The organism is Bacillus sp. JJ1566 (assembly GCF_036962685.1).
Lineage (GTDB): Bacteria > Bacillota > Bacilli > Bacillales > Bacillaceae_L > Ferdinandcohnia.
Window position 1 is genome coordinate 1 of sequence record NZ_JBALOP010000040.1, and the last position, 20,353, is coordinate 20,353.

A 20,353-nucleotide genomic window follows, 5' to 3' on the forward strand; every position below is an offset into this window, starting at 1 on the left:
CGGGCGGATAGTTACTTATCAAGATATCCGCGAAATTAAGTTTACTTGGATATAACAAATAACATCATTATTATGATTGACAATCAGTATCGTACAATAAAAAGAGGGTCAAAACTTTTGTCATTTACAGTGCCGTTTTGAGTATCAATTTTATTTTTTGCGATATCCCCAATCTGACTAAGAATTCCTTCATTTATCGTTTAGGGGTTCAGGTTAAGCACCCGAGCTGATGTATAGTGTGAACAATTCCTCTTAATTAGTAATTTTTTATAAAAAAGCCTTAATATAAAAGGATAAATTTGTCATTTGTCAAATACTTTTAGAGAGGGGGAGTAGGATGCGTGAACTGATTCAGAAAGTATTTTTATCATTAGTAGGTGTGTTTTTGTTTTTTATTTTCATTAAAAACGAACATTATTTAAATTTCCTTTTTATTCATTTTTGGATTGAGATGATGGTTTATATTCTCATCATTATTTTTATAGTTTGGGTCGTTAAGAAGTTGGCGAGACAGCGCATTAAATTTTCAATAGAAGTCACGGCAAGCCTTCTGATTATCCTTTTCTTTACATATGAGTTATTTACCCCGTATTTTTATACGGAAAACTATTTAAAAGAGGTTGGTTTCGAAAAAGCTGATATACTTCATCAACTCTCTCATACTGAACTTACCAACCAAGAGCGTCACAAGCTTGCGGACGAAGCTGTTGATAAAGAAATGGCATACTCCTATTCAATTTTAGGTAAACCCAACATTGATTTTTTTGGAATAGGGGAAGTTATCGATTTCAAACGTGAATTTAATCAATATGAGTTAATTATTGAAAGCAAGCACCCGGAGCTGAAAAAATTTCAATTTACATTTGCAAAAGAGGGATTGGATTTTAAAATAATTGGGTATGGAGAATTAAATTAAGTGACGATCTCATGGAAATCCTTGAAAACAGGGGTTTCCTTTTTTAAATGAGTAGAAATTTCCAGTTATTTTGTCGAAATTTGTGGCTTGGCCCTATGTAAATGCCCGCAGAATTAGGTTATATTATATATAGACTATTTTTTGCATGGAGGACGAACAGTGGCTTACCAATTGAATGAGTGTTTTAAAATGTTTAGTTTAAATTCGAATTCAAAACTTGCAGAGGAAATGGCGACGTTACTTGGCTGCGAGTTAGGGAAAAGTTCAGTATCCCGTTTTAGTGACGGAGAAATACATATTAACATAGAAGAAAGTGTACGTGGAAGTGAGGTATACTTGGTACAATCGACCTCACAACCGGCAAACGAGCACGTGATGGAATTGTTAATCATGATTGACGCGTTAAAAAGAGCTTCTGCAAAAGACATTAACGTTGTGATTCCTTACTATGGGTATGCACGCCAGGACCGTAAAGCAAGATCACGTGAACCAATCACAGCAAAGCTTATTGCAAACTTACTTGAAACGGCGGGTGCAACCAGGGTCTTGACAATGGACCTGCACGCACCACAAATCCAAGGGTTTTTTGATATTCCTGTGGATCAATTACTAGGCGTGCCACTTCTGGCGGAGTATTTTGCTGGAAAAGAGCTTGAGGATGTTGTTGTTGTAGCACCTGACCAAGGTGGGGTGGTTCGTGCAAGGAAATTGGCAAGCCAGCTAAATGCGCCAATTGCTTTTATCGATAAACGCCGTCCAAAGCCAAATGTGGCACAAATTATGAACATCGTTGGGAATATTGAAGGGAAAAATGCCATCATTATCGACGATTTAATTGATACAGCTGGAACGATAACCATAGCGGCAAAAGCCTTAAAGGAAATGGGGGCAAAAGGTGTTTACGCATGCTGTACACACCCAGTATTATCTGGCCCAGCGATTGAACGAATCGAATCATCACCAATTCAAGAATTGGTCATCACAAATACCATTCAATTACCAGAAGAAAAACAAATCGACAAAATCACAACGATTTCCGTGGCTCCATTGCTAGTCAACGCAGTCGACCGAATCCACAACGAAAAAGCCGTGAGTCCTTTATTTGAATAATAAATGTTTAGAGAGCTGCTCCAGTTTTTGGGGCTGCTCTTTTTTTGTGGGACACGGGGACAGGTCCCTTGTCCCACATTAAATAAATAATTAACAGAATTCCTGAAATGGGGGTTCACCGTTTTTTGTTATGGTCCGCTCCCTTTACGAATAAATTAGTAAAAAATATAAGGGGGAATTCATCAATGGTGAAGCGCCAACGACTTGGTGGGTATTTTGCAATTATTTCTGCCGTGATGCTTGTTCTTGTGATGGTTTTAACACAAACAGTTGTTGTCCAGGGAGAGGACGTTTACGAACAAACGGTTCTTTCGTTAGCGGCTTATCCGGTTTTGAACTGGGTGCTACTGCTGCTCGGGGCATTTGCAATGATTCTAGTATGCTGGACAGTCGAAGCGATTGACACACGACTTCGTTTAGGGAATCCAAAAATGAGCTCGAATGTATCGAGATTTGCATACCTTCATTTATTTTCCTACACCTTTTACATGCTGCTACCGGCTGCAGCCCTCCACGACCTCGCAAATAAAGATAAAAACATCGAAGAAGCCCTCGCAACCGTCCAACCTATGATTGAACTAGGACTTGTCATTTCTGTATTTTCAAGTATCTGTTTGAGCATCTGGCTCATACAAATAGGAACACTTATTTTAAAAACGGGGTTGTTTTCGAAAATGTTAGGAATTTTCACAACGATTATCAGTACAATCGTACTTTTTTCGGGTGCGTATGAAGCCTTATATGGAAGAGGTTCGGCGATTGGAATCATCTCAAGTATCCTCACCTTTGTCGGCGCCTTTGTCATTTGGAAAATTTGGATTGGGGTTGAGTTGTTGAAGAAAACGGCTAACATCGATAAAATCGAATTATGTTGAAAAATGAGGGGTTACAATTGTACCCCCTTTTTGGGACGAGGGACCTGTCCCTCTGTCCCATTAGTGTGGGGGGATTTTATGAATGGCGAGGAGAAATGTCCGTTTTGTAATTCTAGGTTGATTGAGGATGTGTGGGAAATGATCCATGAGGAGGAGGATGGAAGCATCGTCCAAGAAATCATTTACCCAGCCCTTATTTGTAGTAATTATTGTGGTTTTTATAAAAGCATTCGGGGGATGAAGTATGAAAAATAGACCAAATATCTTTCAAATTGGAACGAAGGAACTTACACAAGATGCTTTCATTGTATGGAGTTTATCATGGATCAATCTGCCAGGGGATTTTCCGGAAAAGCAATACGGATTGGAACTATTAAACACCATGTTAAAATTGCATGATATTAGTGTACCCAGTAACCTAATAGATTCGATAAAAATCAAAAGACAGTACAAAAACATTGATATTCTAGTAAGTTTTAGTGCGGGTCATAAAAAGTATCAAATAATAATTGAAGATAAAACAAACACGGCTATGCATTCTGGCCAACTAGAAAAATATTTTAATATAGTTAAAAGTGAAAATCGTAAAGATGACGTGGAGATAATCGGAATTTACTATAAAACTGGTTATATTTTTGATAATGAAGTTAGCTATATTAATAGATTTAATGAAACTATAGGTAGGTTTAGAATCTTTAATAGACAAGAAATGATCAATGTTATGTCTACCTATCTTGAAGTGATATCAAGTGATATATTCCACGATTATTATGACCATATTTTTGAACTGCAACAAGAAGAGAATCGTCACATAGCAAATATAGCCTCAAAGGATTTGGATAAGGTGCAGAGTTCACTAGAATCGGCTGTGGGCCAGTGGATTTTTATGAAAGAGTTATTCGGAAAGATTGCGAACGAAGACGATAAGACTTCGATTCGTAGAGGGAATAGTAGTGGGAGGCCGTGGACACAATGCTCGTTCAAACCATCGAATACAAGTCCTGAATTTCCCGAGGCTTTATTTTATCGTTTAGACAGTCGTCAAGAAGGTTTTTATTTGTCGATTCGCCAATATTACAATTATGATTCTAATTTCAGTAAATTAAATAAACCATTAGAATCATATAGATGGGATAAAGTAAACCGGCTAAATAAGTTAATTAAGATATTCCAGGAAATTATGGAGCAGTTTGAAAAAGAAAATCCAAGTTATCTACTTGTGAACGGGAAAAGAGTAACCGATCGTGCAGGAAAAAAAGAATCAGAGATTGGGGTGTTTTTCATTAATGGCATGAATACACCCGACAAGATAATGAGATTCATTCCTGAGTTTCATCAAAGGTTCTTGAAGGAAGTAAAAGGGAAAGAGAAATGGGAATTAGTCTAGGCTTTGAATCCTAAAGAACGTTCTACAAAAAAAGTAGCTGTCCTGGATGGATAGCTACTTTCTTATTTTAGATTCCTTTGGACAGCTGCTCTTCTTGCGGCATGTAGCTACTATGGCCGCAAGGGACGGAGGGACAGGTCCCGTGTCCCAGAAATAAGAGAGTGGGACGAGGGACCTGTCCCCGTGTCCCAATTAAGAAGCCTTCTGCCCATCAAAAATCTGCACTTTTGTTTCTGTTGGTTTCTTCATGAAAATGAAGTTCATTACGATGGCTGTTAGGCTTCCGATGACGATCCCGTTGCTGGTTAGGATTTGGACGCCTTCTGGTAGGTTTGCGAATAGGGTTGGTACGGTTGTGATGCCGAGTCCCATTCCAATTGAACATGCCATGATTAAGAGATTTGCCTGTGATGCAAAGTCAACTTTGCTTAGCATTTTGATGCCCGCTGAGATGACCATACCGAACATCGCAAGCATCGCGCCACCGAGAACTGGTGTCGGGATGACAGTAGTGAACGCGCCGACTTTTGGGAGGAATCCAAGTATGATTAAAAATGCCCCAGCTGCGTAGATGACTGTGTTCTTTTTTACACCTGAAAGCTGGATTAGTCCAACGTTCTGTGAGTACGTTGTATATGGGAATGCGTTGAAAATTCCGCCTAAAATGGTCGCAATTCCTTCTGCACGGTATCCCTTTGCTATCTCTTCTTCTGTTAGCTTTTTACCAGTGATATCACTGAGTGCGAAGTAAACGCCTGAAGCCTCAACAAGCCCTACGATTAATACTAAAATCATCATGATGATCGCTGATGGCTCAAACGTTGGCATACCGAAGTAGAACGGTTTCGGCATGTGCATCCAAGACGCATCGGCAACGGCTGAAAAATCAACCCTGCCTAATACAAAAGCAACAGCTGTTCCAATAATTAAGCCAAGTAAAATGGCAATTTGGCGCATAAAACCTTTTGCAAAACGATACAACACTAAGATAAAAAATAGCGTTCCAAATGAAAGAGCAAGATTTTGAACCGAACCGAAATCTGCGCTCCCAACTCCGCCTGCCATGTCATTCATCGCAACTGGGATGAGCGTGATTCCAATGATTGTAACGACTGACCCGGTCACGACCGGAGGGAAGTATTTTACGAGCTTACCAAAGATAGTCGAAACGAGAACGAGGAACACACCGCCGGCTAAAATCGAACCGTAAATCGCGGATATCCCGTACTGACCACCGATTGCAATCATCGGTCCGACCGCTGTAAACGTACAGCCGAGCATGACTGGTAACCCAATTCCGAAGTATTTGTTTTTCCACACCTGTAAAAGCGTTGCGATTCCGCACATTAATAAGTCGATTGAAACAAGGTAGGTGAGTTGTTCACCTGATAAACCGATTGCGCCACCAACAATGAGCGGCACAATCACTGCACCTGCGTACATCGCGAGTACGTGCTGAATCCCAAGAGAAGCGGTTTTGAACATGTTTCCCTGCATTAGCGACCAACCCCCACTTCTGGGACGGTGGCCCCTTGTGGGACAGAGGGACAGGTCCCTTGTCCCTGGGAATTAATGGTGGGACGAGGGACCTGTCCCCGTGTCCCTGCCATTTCCTCTACAAAGATCACCTTTCCACCTTGGAGGGATTGGATTCGCGCAAGTGATTCGACCTTGAATCCTTTGTCGCGAAGCAGTTTGCCGCCGTCTTGGAAGGATTTTTCGATTACAATTCCGATTCCAGCGGTTTTAGCGCCAGCTAACTCTACGATTTCAGCAAGACCTAGCGCAGCCTGGCCGTTTGCCAAAAAGTCATCGATGATCAGCACATTGTCCGTTGGTTCGAGGAATTTCTGAGAAACGGAAATTTCACTGGTTTCATTTTTTGTAAAGGAATGAACAGTAGCTGTGAGCAGGTCGTTCACCAATGTTAATGATTTTCTTTTTCGAGCAAAAATTACAGGCACACCAAGTTCCAGCGCAGCCATTAATCCAGGTGCAATCCCTGAGGATTCGATTGTCAAAACCTTTGTGATGTGGTCATTTTGGAATCGGCGCGCAAATTCTTTGCCTACTTCGACCATTAGCTGAGGGTCTATTTGATGATTTAAAAAGGCGTCCACCTTTAGGACGTGGTCGGAGAGGACGGTACCTTCGTTAATAATTTTCTGTTGCAATAGTTGCATTCGCGTTTCCTCCTTTAAAATGAAAAAGCCTGAACATCATTGCACTCCCCATTACGAGTGAGTCAATGACCTTCAGGCTTTCAACGAAGGAAAGTGGAAAGCAAGCATAAATGCATTCCCATTGCTCACTCATAGTCAGCACATTTACGGTGCGCTGGTAGAAACTTACGGGCCATATCCCCGTGATTATATGAGTGAATGCCGATATTCAAATGGTATGTTGGTATTATATGACGTGGGGTAGGATTTGTAAATGGTGGGAGTTGGAAAATGTGGGTCAGGGTGACAGGTTCCTCGTCCCAGTATTTGGTTGAAGACGTGGTGGAGCGAAATTTGTCGAATGTTGCTTAATCGTTAAAATTGAATGGAATGCGTTTGAGGAAGGTGTCAGAGACAGATGAGGTGTACCCACCTGGATAAATGTCTCTGAACGAGGTTCTTGCGGACATTTCGTCGTTGTGCTTAAGGTGAAATGTCTTTGAGACAGGGGCTCACGGACAATATGAAGTGGAAAGATATGTAGTTTGTCTTTGAGAGTAGGTCTCAAGGACAAAACGAAGAGAGGAATAGTAAAGTGTCTCTGAAACGGCTTATCGAAGACAAAGTGTTGCTAGTTATTTGGTTAAATGTCTCTGATGCGGCTTATCGGAGACAAAGTGTTGCTTGTAATTTGGATAAATGTCTCTGATACGGCTTATCGGAGACAAAGTGTTGCTTGAAATTTGGTAAAGTGTCTCTGATGCGGCTTATCGGAGACAAAGTAGTGCAGATGCTTAATCGATATGTCTCTGAGGAATGGTCTCAAAGACAAAACTAGCTGAAGCTCTTTATAAAATGTCTTTGAGACTAACTAAAGTTTGGTAGACCAAATCCTTGTACGAAGACGCAAATATCGCAGAAATGACGCAAAAATTCTGGAGACGATGCAAAAGTTCTGGAAATGACGCAAAAATTCCGGAGACGACGCAAATATCCCGGAGACGACGCAAAAATCCCGGAAAAAACGCAATCCTGCCTTACACTCGCAGTTTGGAAGCGCAAAAAATGGCGCACACTCGTACATATCGAGCGAACGCCTTTTTCAAATCCATTTAACTATCATATCGCTCCACAAAATCCTTCAACACGTGAACAGATTGCACGCAGTCACTTAAGGAAGACCATTCGGCTGGGTTGTGACTGATGCCATCCTTACTTTGGACGAAAATCATCGCTACCGGCAATACATGTCCGACAATCATGGAGTCGTGACCGGCACCACTTGGTAAATACACCGGTTCAATCCCTTGGGTCACAACAGATTTTTCGAGTTTCCGCTGCATGTCCTCGCTAATCGGTACGGGTGCTTCGCGAAGTGTTTCTTCATATAAAAAATCAATCCCATGCTCCGCGCTAATTGACTTTGCTTTTTCAATCACCATGTCAACAAGTTGATCCCGTGTTTCTTTTTTAATATCACGAATGTCGACAGTAAGCCGCACCTCACCTGGGATGACATTCACGCCGTTTGGCAGCACATCCACCTTTCCGACGGTTGCGACCGCTGATGAACTAACGTGAGCGGGGAGGGACTGAACCTCATAGATGAACTGGCTTGCTGCAACGAGCGCATCCCTGCGGTCATCCATTGGGGTGTTACCTGCATGTCCAGCGCGACCCGTAAACGTCATTTTCAACCAACAAGGCCCTGCAATTCCAGTTACAATTCCAACTGGCACTCCGGCTCGCTCCAACCTTTTTCCTTGCTCAATATGTATTTCCACGAACGCCTCAAGCTTGGAGAGATCTCTTTTTGAATTGAAAAAATCATCAACCGAAAGCCCGATGTCCTCTAAAACCTTTGTGAAAGAGTCACCATGGATATCTTTTTTTTGAAGAAGCTCCTCTCTAGTCGCCTCACCAATCATCGATGAACTTCCACTGAAACCGCCGTTAAAACGTGCGCCTTCTTCGTCTGTAAAAATAACAACCTCAAATGGACGTTCGGGCACAAAGCCCGTTTGTTTCCAAGCTTCAGCAACCTCAAGTGCTGCGAGGACACCAAGGGGACCGTCAAAATGCCCGCCATTCGGAACACTATCAACATGGGATCCAGACAGCATTGCAGGTAGATTTGGATTTTTGCCATCAATGCGTCCAAATACATTACCGGCTCCGTCTTCTGTCACAGTGAGACCAGTTTCAGTCATCCATTGCTTCACTAAATCCTTCGCGGCCTTTTCTTCGCGTGAAAAACCAATTCGGTGGGAGCCATTGTCAGCAGTCAACCCGATTTCTGAAAGAGCTGCAAGCCGAGATGCCAAACGCTCTCCACTCACCCCGTTTTTATCTAATGAAAAATCATAATCCGAAATCAATTTCTCTAAAAAACTCAAATAGAACACTCCTTTGCTAGATTTTTCTATATTCTATCACAGAGATGGAAAAAATAACGGGAACAAATGTTCTATTTTCACTAGTAATCTATTATCTGAAATGTTAAAATAGGGGTACAGTTACATAAAGCGGGTGGGCGGTTAGCCACTTCCTTGAGAGAGGGGGTGGTCAGATGACGGCATACGAGGCAATGTCCGTGGCACTGCAATCTAATTTAGTTTTGCTAGGGCTCATAACAATTGTGGTCATGTTGGTCGTTGCAAACAAAAAGAAGTAACCGCCCCGCCTCCACCAAGGTTTTTGGGTGATTACTTCATTTTGTAAAACTTCAAAATTGGTTAGCCGTCTACTTTGCGGCATGTAATTGTAGTGGTCAGGTGTTAGCGCACCTGATTTTTTTTATTATATCTTTATTATAAGCATTATAAACGCGTATTTCAACTTTGCAGAAGCCAATTTTCCAAAAAACTAGTGGGAAATCTGCATTTGGTGATTGTTTTATTGCAAACAAAAAGAAGTAATCGCACTACCTAGACCAAAGGTTCCTGGGTGATTACTTCATTTTGATGATTCTCCAAACATTGGTTAGCCGCTCACTTTGCGGCATGTCAGGTGTTAGCGCACCTTTTACTATTCATTATACCCCATTTGCAGGCGTAATTAACAGTCCGTTAATCCAACATTTCGGCGATTTTCGAGTGGGTCACAATTCCCCAAAATAGCCCAATCTCACAGCTCACTCATAACTTCCCTGTACATCCAGTGCTTTTTTCAGCATTTTCTTCTTCTTTTCCTCGTACTGTTCCCTAAAGCCAATGGCCTCATCCTTGGAATAGCCACCTGCCTCTAGTTCGGTTTCAAGCTGCAAATAGGTTTGTTCGAAGGCTTCGTCCGTTTCTTTTTCAAGCGTCTTAAACTCGTTATAATAGCTGCTCATAACCTGCAAGACAGCGATGCCGTCGGCCGATTCCTCAATAAAATCCTCCTTAGCCCGTGCCAGCAAATCCTTCGCTTTTATTTTTGTTTCCGTTTCTAAATTCGCAAATTCAATCGTATATTTGTCTTTTATTACCGTCAAGGGGTCAGTAGTTGCTGTAGTTTCAATCGCCGGAGTCGGCCGGTCTGCAGGGACCTTTTTCATGTCCAAAAAGAGCTCGCGCTGTGGAAATTTCTCCACCTGTACCGGGACGGGGGCCTTTACCTGATGCACATACCAGAAAACACCAAGCTCCACAATGATCGCGAGAATCAACAACCTCTTAATCATGTCCTCACCTCACCATACATTGTTACCCAATGTCGAAATCCTAATCATTCATTATCCTTGAAAAATGAACCTGAGCACCAAACAAGCGCTTGTTTAAACCCGGAAATCTATGGGCATTGCCTTCAACAATTCAAACAAACGTTTATTGGAAAAGTGTTATCCTTCTACCATAATAATTTCCCGCAGCTTTTTAACCGCTTGGCGTCCCCAGGACTTCACCGAATCGACGGTTACACCATGATTGGCCGCGATTTCCTTATAGTTTTTATCCTCAATAATTCGTCCTTGAATCCATTTCATCTGATTTTCCGTTAAATGTTTGCCGTATTCCTCTATCAAATCCCCCGAAAAATCCACTGAGCAATCAGCAATCTTCATAAGAACCTGTTCTCCCGAAGGCTGGCAGTGCTCCTGGTAGCGAGCTTCCTTTTTTAAGTAGTCGAGAAGCTTTCCGCGTATCGTTGTAAAAACGAATGTTGAAAACTGGGCACCTTTTTCTGCATCAAAGCGCGTCGAGGCCTCCCAAAGTCCAATCAAGCCAATCTGGTAAAAGGTCTCCATATCCCCGAACAACCGTAAACTTTTTATTACCTTAAAAATCAGTGGTTTATACTGTTCTGCAAGCTCCTCAAATTCCATGTAAATGGTCCTTTTAAAGAACGCGTTCCTTATGTATTCCGCCGGTAAGTCCAATTTACTTGGTAGCAGGGAGGGAGTCCAAAGGCTAAACTTCACGTATGAGAGGTCTTGAAGGGGACCGTATGTAACGTATACTATAGCGAAACATTAAGTATGCTTATCTTCAATTGAAAAAACTTCAAAAAATTTGTAAAAAAGTTAAAAAATGTGATGAATTTAACAGAAATGTGTTGAACAAAAAATTATTATATAGGTAGAAAGTCACAGTTCGAGGAGTTCGCAGCGTTATATAACATTAAAACGCACCTAAGAGCTATACATATATACATAAAATTGAAAGCGTTTTACACACTTTCAATCCTCTTTATTCCCCGTTTGTTTCCACTACGACAGCCAAGTTCAACATAAAACCTAGGTGTACAGAAATGTACACCTCCTTTCACCATTGCACTAGTCAGAATATTCATTACATATTGTGAGCAACATGGTAAAATAGTTGAAAAAGGAGGTTTTTCCATGGAACCAATTTTTATTGTAGATGGGGCTCGTACGGCATTCGCTAGCTTTGGAGGATCATTTGCAGGAACAGGTGCTACTGAGTTAGGCCGCACCACCGCAGTTGAAGCGATGAAGCGTGCCAATGTTGACCCCGCACAAATTGATCACGTCATTTACGGAAATGTCATTCATACTGAAAAAAATGCATCCTACCTAGCGAGGCACATCGCACTACATAGTGGTGTTCCTCTGGAGGTTCCTGCGTTTATGGTCAATCGCTTATGCGGATCTGGTTTGCAATCTGTCGTTTCCGCTGCTCACCATATTTTAGTAGGAGACGCTGAAGTAGTGCTCACTGGAGGTACGGAGAACATGTCCCAATCTCCATACGCGAATTTCACCCAGCGATTTGGTGGCTCAAAATTGGGTAATCTTCAATTTGAAGATATGTTGCTGACGACCCTCACCGACCAATACACTGGAAAAGGCATGGGCATGACCGCCGAAAAACTAGCGAACAAGTATTCAATCTCAAGGGAGGAGCAGGACCTATTCGCGATTGAATCGAACCAAAGAGCAGCAAAAGCTTCTGAAAATGGAAACTTTGCGGAGGAAATCGTCGCAGTCGAGGTAAAAACAAGAAAAGGTAGTATTTTAGTAGAAAAAGATGAACATATCAAACCGAATGCGAATCTGGAGTCAATGGGTAAATTGCGTCCGTCATTCATTGCGGACGGAACCGTTACTGCCGCAAACGCATCCGGAATCAATGACGGGGCAGCATCCGTTGTGGTTGCGGGTGAAAAAGCGGTTCGTGAAAATGGACTCAAGCCTCTTGCGAAGGTGGTCTCGTGGGGAGTTGCGGGAGTTGACCCAACCATCATGGGAATCGGTCCTGTTCCAGCGATAAAAAAAGCACTCGAACGAGCGGGACTAAGCTTGGCCGACATGGATCTAGTCGAGGTAAACGAAGCATTCGCCGCACAATATCTCGCAGTTGAAAAAGAACTCAGGCTTGACCCAGAAAAAACAAACGTCAACGGTGGAGCAATAGCATTAGGCCACCCAGTCGGGGCAAGTGGCGCACGGATTCTGCTGTCTGCAGCTTACGAACTAAGACGCCGCGATAAAAGGTACGCGGTGGTAAGCCTCTGCATCGGTGGCGGTCAAGGAATCGCCATGATCATTGAAAATAATAGCTTCTAAGAATGTCTAGGCCTTCAGAAAAACTCTGAAGGCCTTTTGATCTGGGACAGAGGGACAGGTCCCTTGTCCCAGGGTAAAACTAATTGTGAGAATCCTCTTTGAATAAGGGCTCGTGGACAAAATGAGGATTCGTCGATTCTAAACTGTCTTCGAAAGGGGCTCTCAAAGACAAATTGAGGCTGAACTTTGGGAAATGTATCTCTGAGGCCGCTTCTCACGGACAAATCAGTGCTGGGCCTTGGGAAATCTGTCTCTGAGACAGCCTCTTGGAGACAAAATAAAGTTAGCGACGACGGAAAATTTCCTTGACCAAAGCTATCTCAGACAAAACGATGCAGACACTCAGGTGAACTGTCTCTGAGCAGATGATGAATAATCAAACCCCAAACCCAAAGTTACTCCATTCTAACCAACCCCATCGCCAAGCAAATAGGCCATTCGTAGGAAGGAAAACCAACACGAAAATAGAAGTAGTAGTAAAGTTTACAATGATGAAAAGAGGTTCGACGATGTCTTTTATAGATACGGAAAGAAACATATTTGAAAAATTCCCACGTATATTTGAAGGTAAACCAGAAAAAATCAAACAAGCTGAAATCGTAGAGGATGCATTAAAAAAGCTGATTGAACTATGCGGGGACGACCCGGCACGTGACGGCCTCATTGAAACTCCACAGCGGGTTGTCAAAGCCTTTCTTGAATACACAGAAGGCTACCATGAAGATCCAAAGAACCATTTGAAAAAAGTGTTCGATGTTGCCCATCGCGAGCTCGTTCTGGTAAAAAATATCGAGTTCCACTCCATGTGTGAACATCATTTCGCGCCCTTCTTCGGTGTTGCACATGTCGGCTACATTCCAGATCGAAAGGTAACCGGACTTTCAAAGATTGGCAGAATGGTAGAGGGGTATGCGAAACGATTCCAAGTCCAAGAAACGCTAACAAATCAAATCGCGGATGCAATCGAAGAAATCCTCGAGCCCCAGGGCACAATGGTAGTTATCGAAGCTAAGCACATGTGCATGTGTGGGCGCGGAATTAAAAAGACAAGCTCCGAAACGACCACAACAGCCGTAAGAGGCGAATTCGAGCAACGTGCAGATTCGCGGCTCGAATTCTTAACACTATTAAACCGATAGGGAACCGACCCCATGGTCCCATACTCACACGAAAGGCAGGTGAAAGTGGTGAGACATGCAGTCATTACAGCGGGAACGAAGGGATTAGGTAGAAAAGTGACTGAGGAATTTTTAAAGATGGGCTGCTCGGTGACTGTAAACTATAGGAGCGACGAGGCTCGCGTCGAAGAGCTTAAAGACGAATGGAAGCCCTACTTAGAATGCGTTCAATTCGTTCAAGGTGACATCACGAGACAAGAGGACATCACAAACATTTTCAACCAGGCGCTGAACCGCTTTGGTCGAATTGACTATCTCATAAACAACGCCGGCCCGTATATTTTTGAGCGGAAAAAGTTAGTAGATTACGAGGATCACGAGTGGAATGAGATGATAGACGGCAACCTCAGTTCGGTGTTTCACTTTCTTAAGCTGGTCATTCCCGTCATGCGGAAGCAAAAATTTGGCAGGGTCATCACCTATGGCTTTCAGGATGCTGAGAGCTCACCTGGCTGGATGTATCGAGCAGCGTTTAGTGCAGCCAAGGTTGGATTGGTGTCACTCACAAAATCCATAGCCCTCGAAGAAGCCGAACACGGAATTACTGCAAACATGGTGTGCCCGGGAGACATCACGGGCGAAATGAAAGAAGCAACCATCACCAATGCCCGCACACAAAAAGACCCTGAAACCCCAATCGGCCGCCCTGGCACAGGTGAAGATATTGCCAGAATCATCGCCTTTCTCTGTGAGGAAAACTCCGATTTTATTACGGGGAGTGTGATTTCAGCATCAGGCGGGGTGAATGTCGTAAATAAAATGAAATCCATAAACAAAGAGGGATGTGACTCGGTCTAGAGTCACTTTTTTGTTTTTAAAGGAGTCCGAAATAATTATTGTAGGACACCTGTCATCCTAAGGGGGGATATCTGATTTAATGAGATTCAAACAAACAATTGTTTAAAGTCTAAAACCCTTATGTACCAAGGATTGTGCTTCAAACAATCGTTTGATTAATAACGGATTATTTTTGTAAGCAAAAATTCAAATAAGCGCTTGATTGAAAAATGAAACCCTTGGGGCTCAAGGGATAGGCTGCTAAACAAACGTTTGATTGAAATGGATTATGTCAACTAACCACATGTATATTAAGAGATTCTTCCTGCCACATCACAAGAGTAAGAGGAACTAGTGGAACCGTCCCTGTGGCCCCTTAAAGACATGTTAAAGACAACTTCTCGACCTATTATAGACTTGTTACCGTAAAAGGGTGAAATATATAATTGGTTCAAGATTTGGGAATCCATAGAGCTGTCAACTATTCTTTAAGGGGAGGTATGAAAAGTTTCCACAAAATGAATGCGCTATCATATTAATGAAGGGAGATTTATTATGGGGAAAAAAAGGTATCGAAAACTGCTCTCAAGTATTTTAATTGTCGTGTTAATCACTAGTTTCTTTCCATTCAGTGCAAGTGCCAAGGGAAATAATGATGAAACTGTAGTTGCGAAATTGAATGGTCGCGGTTTTAAAGAAGTGCAGAATCTAGGTACTCCTGCTACAGGCGCAGTTGTGACTGATGCAGTATTTGGAACAGAGAATGGCAAAGATGTTGTCTACACAACGGCAAATGGAGGACTCTTTAATGTCATTGATGTAAAAAACAATACGGTTCTTTTTAATGCGCAATTAGGAAAAATAAACCAGGTTTGGACACATATTATTGCTCCAGATGGTACTGTTTATATTGCCGGCTTAGCTGAAAAAAACGCGGGAGAACTTTGGAGCTATTCACCAGAAACAAAATCCGTTAAGAATCTAGGGATTCCAGATGCAAGCCATCAATTCTGGAGCAGCACAACAGATGAAGATGGAAATGTCTATATCGGAACATACAAGGAAAAGGAAGGAAAAATTTTCAAATATGATGTTTCGACGCAAGCGTTTGTTGATCTTGGAAAAATAGATATGGAGGGTGATGCGAGTTATGTACGATCATTGTCCTACCACAACGGGTATGTGTACGCTGGCTTAGGGGTTACCGGGAATGTATACCGAATCAATACTGATACCCTTGAAAAGGAGAAAATCACGAAAAATGCACCTGACATTTTAGGAACAACGGTTGAAGCAATGGGGTTCGCCTACGATATGGAGGTTGCTGGAAAGTACCTCGTTGTCAGATTTAGTGATGTAGGTGCCATTTTATTTTATGACTTAGAAACACAAGAATGGGTCGAGGATACCGTAATCGAAAAAATCGGTGATGGTTCTGAAGATGACTATGGGGCTTTTGGATATTCTCAATTGGCCGTAAATGATGACAAAACATATGTGATTAACAATCGCCATATTTTAGAGATAGACCTTAACACGCTTGAAACAAGGGAAACAGGTATACGTTATCCTGCAGGATGGCGCGGCCTTGCTTTTGTTGATTTTAGCGAGGATTCCTCAGATTTACGTCTTGTTACTGTAAAAAGGTCCGGAGAAATTATGACAGTGGATTTGGATGCGAATAAGATAATCGATTTACCTTTAGCGATGAATGGTAATTTGCCGTTAGATTTACATAGTCTTGGGCTAGGTCCTGATGGGAACCTGTACATGACTACCTACCCAGGAGGTCCTAAAGGGGCAAGATATAACACCAAAACAGGTGAAGTTACCACGTATTCTCATGGGCAAGCAGAAGGAATGGTTGCAGGAAATGGCTCTGACATGTATTTCGGAATCTACTCAGGGGCATCTATTCAAAAAATGAATACAGATACACTGGAAATTAAGACACTTTTCAATTTGTATGATGAGTATGAACAAGACCGTCCATACATCATGAAATTCGAAAATGAAAAATTACTAATCGGTACGATTCCATACTATCAAAAATTAGGTGGAACCCTAACAATCTATGATCCTATTACAGGAGAAAGAGAGACGCATAGAAATATTGTCCAAGATCAAAGTATCGTTGGACTTGCGTATAAAGATGGCAAAATCTACGGCTCTACCACAATCCGTGGTGGGTTGGATATCGAACCAACTGCTAAAAAAGCAAAAATGTTTGTTTGGGATGTCGCAGGTAAAAAGAAACTTACGGAATTTGAATTAGACTTACCAGAATTGGATATGCCACCAATGATAAGTGGGTTAACCTTTGATGAAGATGGTTTGTTATGGGGAGCAGTTGACGGCATATTATTCGCAATGAACCCGGATACTTATGAAATTGTTAAATCAAAGAATCTATATCCGAATATCAAAAATAGAGGGATGTGGAGACCTGTTCATATCCTGTTTGGAGAAGATGGTTTATTGTACACGGATATTGGTGGAAAACTAGCGGTTGTGGATCCAAAATCAGAGGATCTCAATCATATTAGCTTAATAGAAAACGGACCTGAAGTCACATTTATCGAATTAGCATATGATGCTGCTGGGAATCAAAATATCTATTTTGTCGACGGTGACAAACATTATTTAAAAATGATTCCAGTCATTGATGGCGGAAAACTACCGGTTGATCCTGTATACGAAACAGTTCCAGTCTCATTTGAAAATCAAGGATTTGAAGAGACATTAGGGGAAAACAATCGTATTCCGGGCTGGTCGTCTTTATTTAGCCTTACAGGGAATGTTTCCTACGGAGTAACGAATGAAAAGGCAAAGTCAGGAGATTACGCCTTAAAAATTAAGGATACGGCCCAAAATGAAACGGTGTTTGTCCAATCAGATCCAATTCCGGTTCAAGCAGGAGTGGAGTATACCGGTACAGTTGAAATGTATTTGGAAGATGGAAGTGCAAGCTTCTTTATCCGTTATTTCAATGAATCTGGTAAACAAGTTGGGGCGGACGTGGATGGCGTTAACATCATTCATATAAGAGGTGGTCATAAACAATGGCAAACGGTAAGTGCAACGGTTCAAGCACCAGACAATGCAGCATTTGCAAGATTGTTTGCAGGGGCTTCAAATTTCTTTACAACAACAGGCGCCTATTATGATGATTTCAAGCTTACCTACGAAAGGGAAGTCGTCCTAGATGAAGTTATTCTCTCAGCTGAAGATACAACGATTCTTCAAGGTGAGAAGATGGAAACGGGTATTTCTGTCCTTCTTACGAACGGGGAGGAAGTAGATTTAGCTGATGTGGAGGCAGAGTGGGTAAGTAGCGCACCTCAGGTTGCAACGATAGATAACGGAAAAATTATTGCGAAAAATGCAGGAACGGCTGACATTCAAGCAATCGTTACCTACCAAGATAAAGAATTTACATCCAATAAGCTGACCGTGAAAGTTACAGTCACCACAGCTACATTAACTAAACAAATTTCTGACCTTTTCAAAGCAAAACAAATGGACCATTCACTAACAAAACAACTTACAAATCGATTGGAACAAGCACAACATCACTATGACAAAGGCGATGTACTACAAGCCAAAAAGCACCTACAAGACTTCATAAAACACCTAGATGACAGCGACACTAGTAACGAAATTAAAGCAATGCTCACCAATAACGTTAACGCAATATGGGAATAAAGTAAGATAAAGGTGTGAAAACCTACCTCCATTTTTCTACAAAATGGGGGTATTTTTATTTTATATATTATTCATTTGTTTGAGGTCCAAAACCCATATGTACCAAGGTCTGCGCTTTAAACAATCGTTTGATTGAAATCCATTTATTTTTGTAAGCAAAAATTCAAACAAGCGCTTGATTGAAAAATAAAATCCTTGGGGCTCAAGGGATAGACTGGTAAACAAACGTTTGATTGAAATGGATTATGTCAACTAGCTTCAAAGAAATCGGCAATGAGCAATGCGAGTTCTAAATAGGATTCGTATTGCTCTTTATTTTTCAGAAAAATAGTAATCTATGGTAAAATAGTTCTAGTCGAAAAATGTAAAACTTTGTAGAAATACAACCGATATAGTTTTTATAGACACCAAGGGAAGAGGGAACTTATGAAAATTAAAACAAAACTGAGTTTACTAGTTTCTTTATTATTGATAGGTCTACTTGTCACAGGAGGCTTATTCATTTTACAACAAAATGAAACAGGTAAGGTGTATAAGGATATAGACGCGCATCAAGCTTTACAATTTACACTGAAGTCGATCGAATACCGTTTTACAGGCATTTCCAATGACGAACGAGCTTATCTTCTTACCGGAGATGAGGATCTAGTGGATGGAACGGAGAAAAAAATAAAAGATATTGATCGTTATTTTTCAGATATTCAAAAAGTAAAACTAGATGACGAAGATGCAAAGGCACTGGGCGAAATCAAGAACAACCTCCAAACTTATTTTGAATCACATAATAAGGTGGTTGAAGCTTACAGAAGTGGAAAGCAGGAAAAAGCCCTTGAGATCCATATGGAAGAGCAAAGATCAATCAGAAAAGAGTTGGTGGATCCTTCTATTGAATCACTTATTGGTGAAGTAACGGAAACGATTGACAGTGACACAGTCGCATTGGAAGAAATGCAAGAATGGAGTTCAATCATTTTATATGCCGTTATTCTTGTATCAATTGTTGGAGGGAGTTTAACCTCATCCCTAATCATTCGATCGATTAATAAACCAATTATGGTTATGAATCGACGCTTGAAGGAAATTGCAGAAGGCGAGGCCGATCTTACTCAAGCTATTTCCGTTAAAACAAAAGATGAATTAGGGGAAATGGCGTCATCCTTTAACTTGATGGTGAGTAAGCTCCGAAACTTAGTTAGACAGGTAGCAATGAATGCAGAACAGGTCGCTGCAGCTTCTGAACAATTATCAGCAAGCTCAGAAGAAACGACAAGAGCCACGGAAGTCATTGCATCCACCGTTCAAGAGGTAGCAGCTGGAACAGACAAACAGGTTCAGGGCTTGGATGAAACGAACCAAACGATCATTGATTTATCTTCTTTAATCAGACAAATTGCTGCAAGCTCAGCAATCGTATCAAATACATCAGTTGAAGCAACAGATAAAGCCATCGATGGTAACAATTCCGTTTCAGAAATCATTAATCGTATGAACGAAATCAGTCAAACGGTCAATCAACTCTCTGAAAAAGTGAAAACATTAGGAGAAAGCTCTAATCAAATTAACCAAATCATTGGAGTCATCACAGGAATTGCGGATCAGACCAATCTATTAGCTTTAAATGCAGCAATTGAAGCAGCAAGAGCGGGCGAACACGGGAAAGGATTTTCAGTGGTTGCAGATGAAGTTAGAAAGCTGGCAGAACAATCATCGGCTTCTGCCCAACAAATTTCCTCTCTAATAACCGTGATTCAAACCGACACAGAGGAAACCGTTCAATCCATGAATGACACGACAACAAAGGTTTCCGATGGAATCGAATTTATTCAGGACGTGGGAAGCTCATTCAAACAAATCGGACATTCAGTACAAGAGGTTACTTCCCAAATTCAAGAAATCACATCAGCCGTGCATGAATTATCAGCCGGAGCAGAGCAAATGGTTAGGAGCATGGAAGTGGTCGCTGACATCACCCAAGTAACATCCGATGGAACACAAAACATGTCAGCCTCAACAGAAGAACAACTCGCGGCCATGGAAGAAATCACCGCTTCCTCTACTTCCTTAACCAAAATGGCGGAAGAACTACAAGAATTGATTAAGAAGTTTAAAATATAATTATCGCCTGTTGCGTCTGAAATTTAGAATGCAACAGGCTTTTTTCTATAGGTGCAATGAGTGGCGCACCGATGCAAATACTTGAGAAATGACGCAAATCGAAGGAGCATGACGCAAATAA

The 20,353-nt window shown here is 41.6% G+C and carries 14 protein-coding genes, 3 pseudogenes and 1 riboswitch; of the genes and pseudogenes, 12 read left to right on the forward strand and 5 right to left on the reverse strand.

Translation table 11 applies throughout. From position 1 onward, the window contains the following. Positions 1-337: 337 nt before the first annotated feature. The 5 genes from V7112_RS15425 (at position 338) to V7112_RS15445 (ending at position 4,288) form a co-directional block, all read left to right on the forward strand. On the forward strand, positions 338-916 hold the full coding sequence (locus tag V7112_RS15425; protein WP_335421347.1) for a hypothetical protein: 579 nt from the start codon (positions 338-340) through the stop codon (positions 914-916). Between the two features lie 189 nt (positions 917-1,105). Then, positions 1,106-2,026: a ribose-phosphate diphosphokinase gene (locus V7112_RS15430; protein ID WP_438823896.1), complete on the forward strand. Its 921-nt coding sequence runs from the start codon at positions 1,106-1,108 to the stop codon at positions 2,024-2,026. Between the two features lie 185 nt (positions 2,027-2,211). Beyond that, positions 2,212-2,901 (forward strand): hypothetical protein, encoded by a 690-nt coding sequence (locus V7112_RS15435; protein WP_335421351.1) that lies wholly within the window; start codon positions 2,212-2,214, stop codon positions 2,899-2,901. Positions 2,902-2,979: 78 nt separating this feature from the next. Next, entirely contained in the window at positions 2,980-3,156 is a 177-nt protein-coding gene (locus tag V7112_RS15440) for a hypothetical protein (protein WP_335421353.1), read from the forward strand. Further along, the gene (locus tag V7112_RS15445) at positions 3,146-4,288 is read left to right on the forward strand and encodes a PD-(D/E)XK nuclease family protein (protein WP_335421355.1); all 1,143 of its coding nucleotides are present in this window, start codon (positions 3,146-3,148) and stop codon (positions 4,286-4,288) included. Before V7112_RS15440 ends, V7112_RS15445 begins: the two co-directional genes overlap by 11 nt. A 192-nt stretch (positions 4,289-4,480) precedes the next feature. Here the strand turns inward: V7112_RS15445 and V7112_RS15450 are convergent, their stop codons facing one another. The 3 genes and pseudogenes from V7112_RS15450 to V7112_RS15460 all read right to left on the reverse strand — a co-directional run bounded on the left by V7112_RS15450 (position 4,481) and on the right by V7112_RS15460 (position 8,846). Further along, positions 4,481-5,785: a nucleobase:cation symporter-2 family protein gene (locus tag V7112_RS15450; RefSeq protein ID WP_335421357.1), complete on the reverse strand. Its 1,305-nt coding sequence runs from the start codon at positions 5,783-5,785 to the stop codon at positions 4,481-4,483. Between the two features lie 113 nt (positions 5,786-5,898). Then, positions 5,899-6,471 (reverse strand): annotated as a pseudogene (locus V7112_RS15455) (xanthine phosphoribosyltransferase); the annotation flags it as partial. A gap of 112 nt (positions 6,472-6,583) precedes the next feature. After that, a riboswitch (purine riboswitch) is annotated at positions 6,584-6,685 on the reverse strand. An 877-nt stretch (positions 6,686-7,562) separates the two neighbouring features. Then, the gene (locus V7112_RS15460) at positions 7,563-8,846 is read right to left on the reverse strand and encodes a M20 family metallo-hydrolase (protein ID WP_335421359.1); all 1,284 of its coding nucleotides are present in this window, start codon (positions 8,844-8,846) and stop codon (positions 7,563-7,565) included. 173 nt (positions 8,847-9,019) lie between these two features. Here V7112_RS15460 and V7112_RS15465 point away from each other — a divergent pair, with 173 nt between their 5' ends. Continuing rightward, a complete protein-coding gene (locus V7112_RS15465; protein WP_335421361.1) occupies positions 9,020-9,124 on the forward strand; it encodes a putative holin-like toxin in 105 nt (34 codons plus the stop codon). Between the two features lie 459 nt (positions 9,125-9,583). Here the strand turns inward: V7112_RS15465 and V7112_RS15470 are convergent, their stop codons facing one another. Both V7112_RS15470 and V7112_RS15475 read right to left on the reverse strand, forming a co-directional pair. Then, complete coding sequence (locus V7112_RS15470) at positions 9,584-10,114, reverse strand: hypothetical protein (RefSeq protein ID WP_335421363.1); 531 nt, start codon at positions 10,112-10,114, stop codon at positions 9,584-9,586. A 156-nt stretch (positions 10,115-10,270) separates the two neighbouring features. Further along, a complete protein-coding gene (locus V7112_RS15475) occupies positions 10,271-10,753 on the reverse strand; it encodes a sigma-70 family RNA polymerase sigma factor (protein ID WP_335421365.1) in 483 nt (160 codons plus the stop codon). A gap of 516 nt (positions 10,754-11,269) precedes the next feature. Between V7112_RS15475 and V7112_RS15480 the strand changes: the two genes are divergently transcribed. The 6 genes and pseudogenes from V7112_RS15480 to V7112_RS23850 all read left to right on the forward strand — a co-directional run. Further along, positions 11,270-12,457: an acetyl-CoA C-acetyltransferase gene (locus tag V7112_RS15480; protein ID WP_335421367.1), complete on the forward strand. Its 1,188-nt coding sequence runs from the start codon at positions 11,270-11,272 to the stop codon at positions 12,455-12,457. 509 nt (positions 12,458-12,966) lie between these two features. Next, positions 12,967-13,596 (forward strand): GTP cyclohydrolase I FolE, encoded by a 630-nt coding sequence (folE, locus tag V7112_RS15485; RefSeq protein WP_335421370.1) that lies wholly within the window; start codon positions 12,967-12,969, stop codon positions 13,594-13,596. 48 nt (positions 13,597-13,644) lie between these two features. Continuing rightward, positions 13,645-14,433 carry an SDR family oxidoreductase gene (locus V7112_RS15490; RefSeq protein ID WP_335421372.1) on the forward strand — a complete coding sequence of 263 codons (789 nt, stop codon included), beginning with the start codon at positions 13,645-13,647 and terminating at the stop codon, positions 14,431-14,433. Positions 14,434-14,967: 534 nt separating this feature from the next. Next, the gene (locus V7112_RS15495; RefSeq protein WP_335421374.1) at positions 14,968-18,117 is read left to right on the forward strand and encodes an FIMAH domain-containing protein; all 3,150 of its coding nucleotides are present in this window, start codon (positions 14,968-14,970) and stop codon (positions 18,115-18,117) included. 426 nt (positions 18,118-18,543) lie between these two features. Then, positions 18,544-19,290, forward strand: a pseudogene (locus V7112_RS23845) (MCP four helix bundle domain-containing protein); the annotation flags it as partial. 303 nt (positions 19,291-19,593) lie between these two features. Beyond that, positions 19,594-20,232: pseudogene (locus V7112_RS23850) on the forward strand (methyl-accepting chemotaxis protein); the annotation flags it as partial. Positions 20,233-20,353 lie beyond the last annotated feature (121 nt).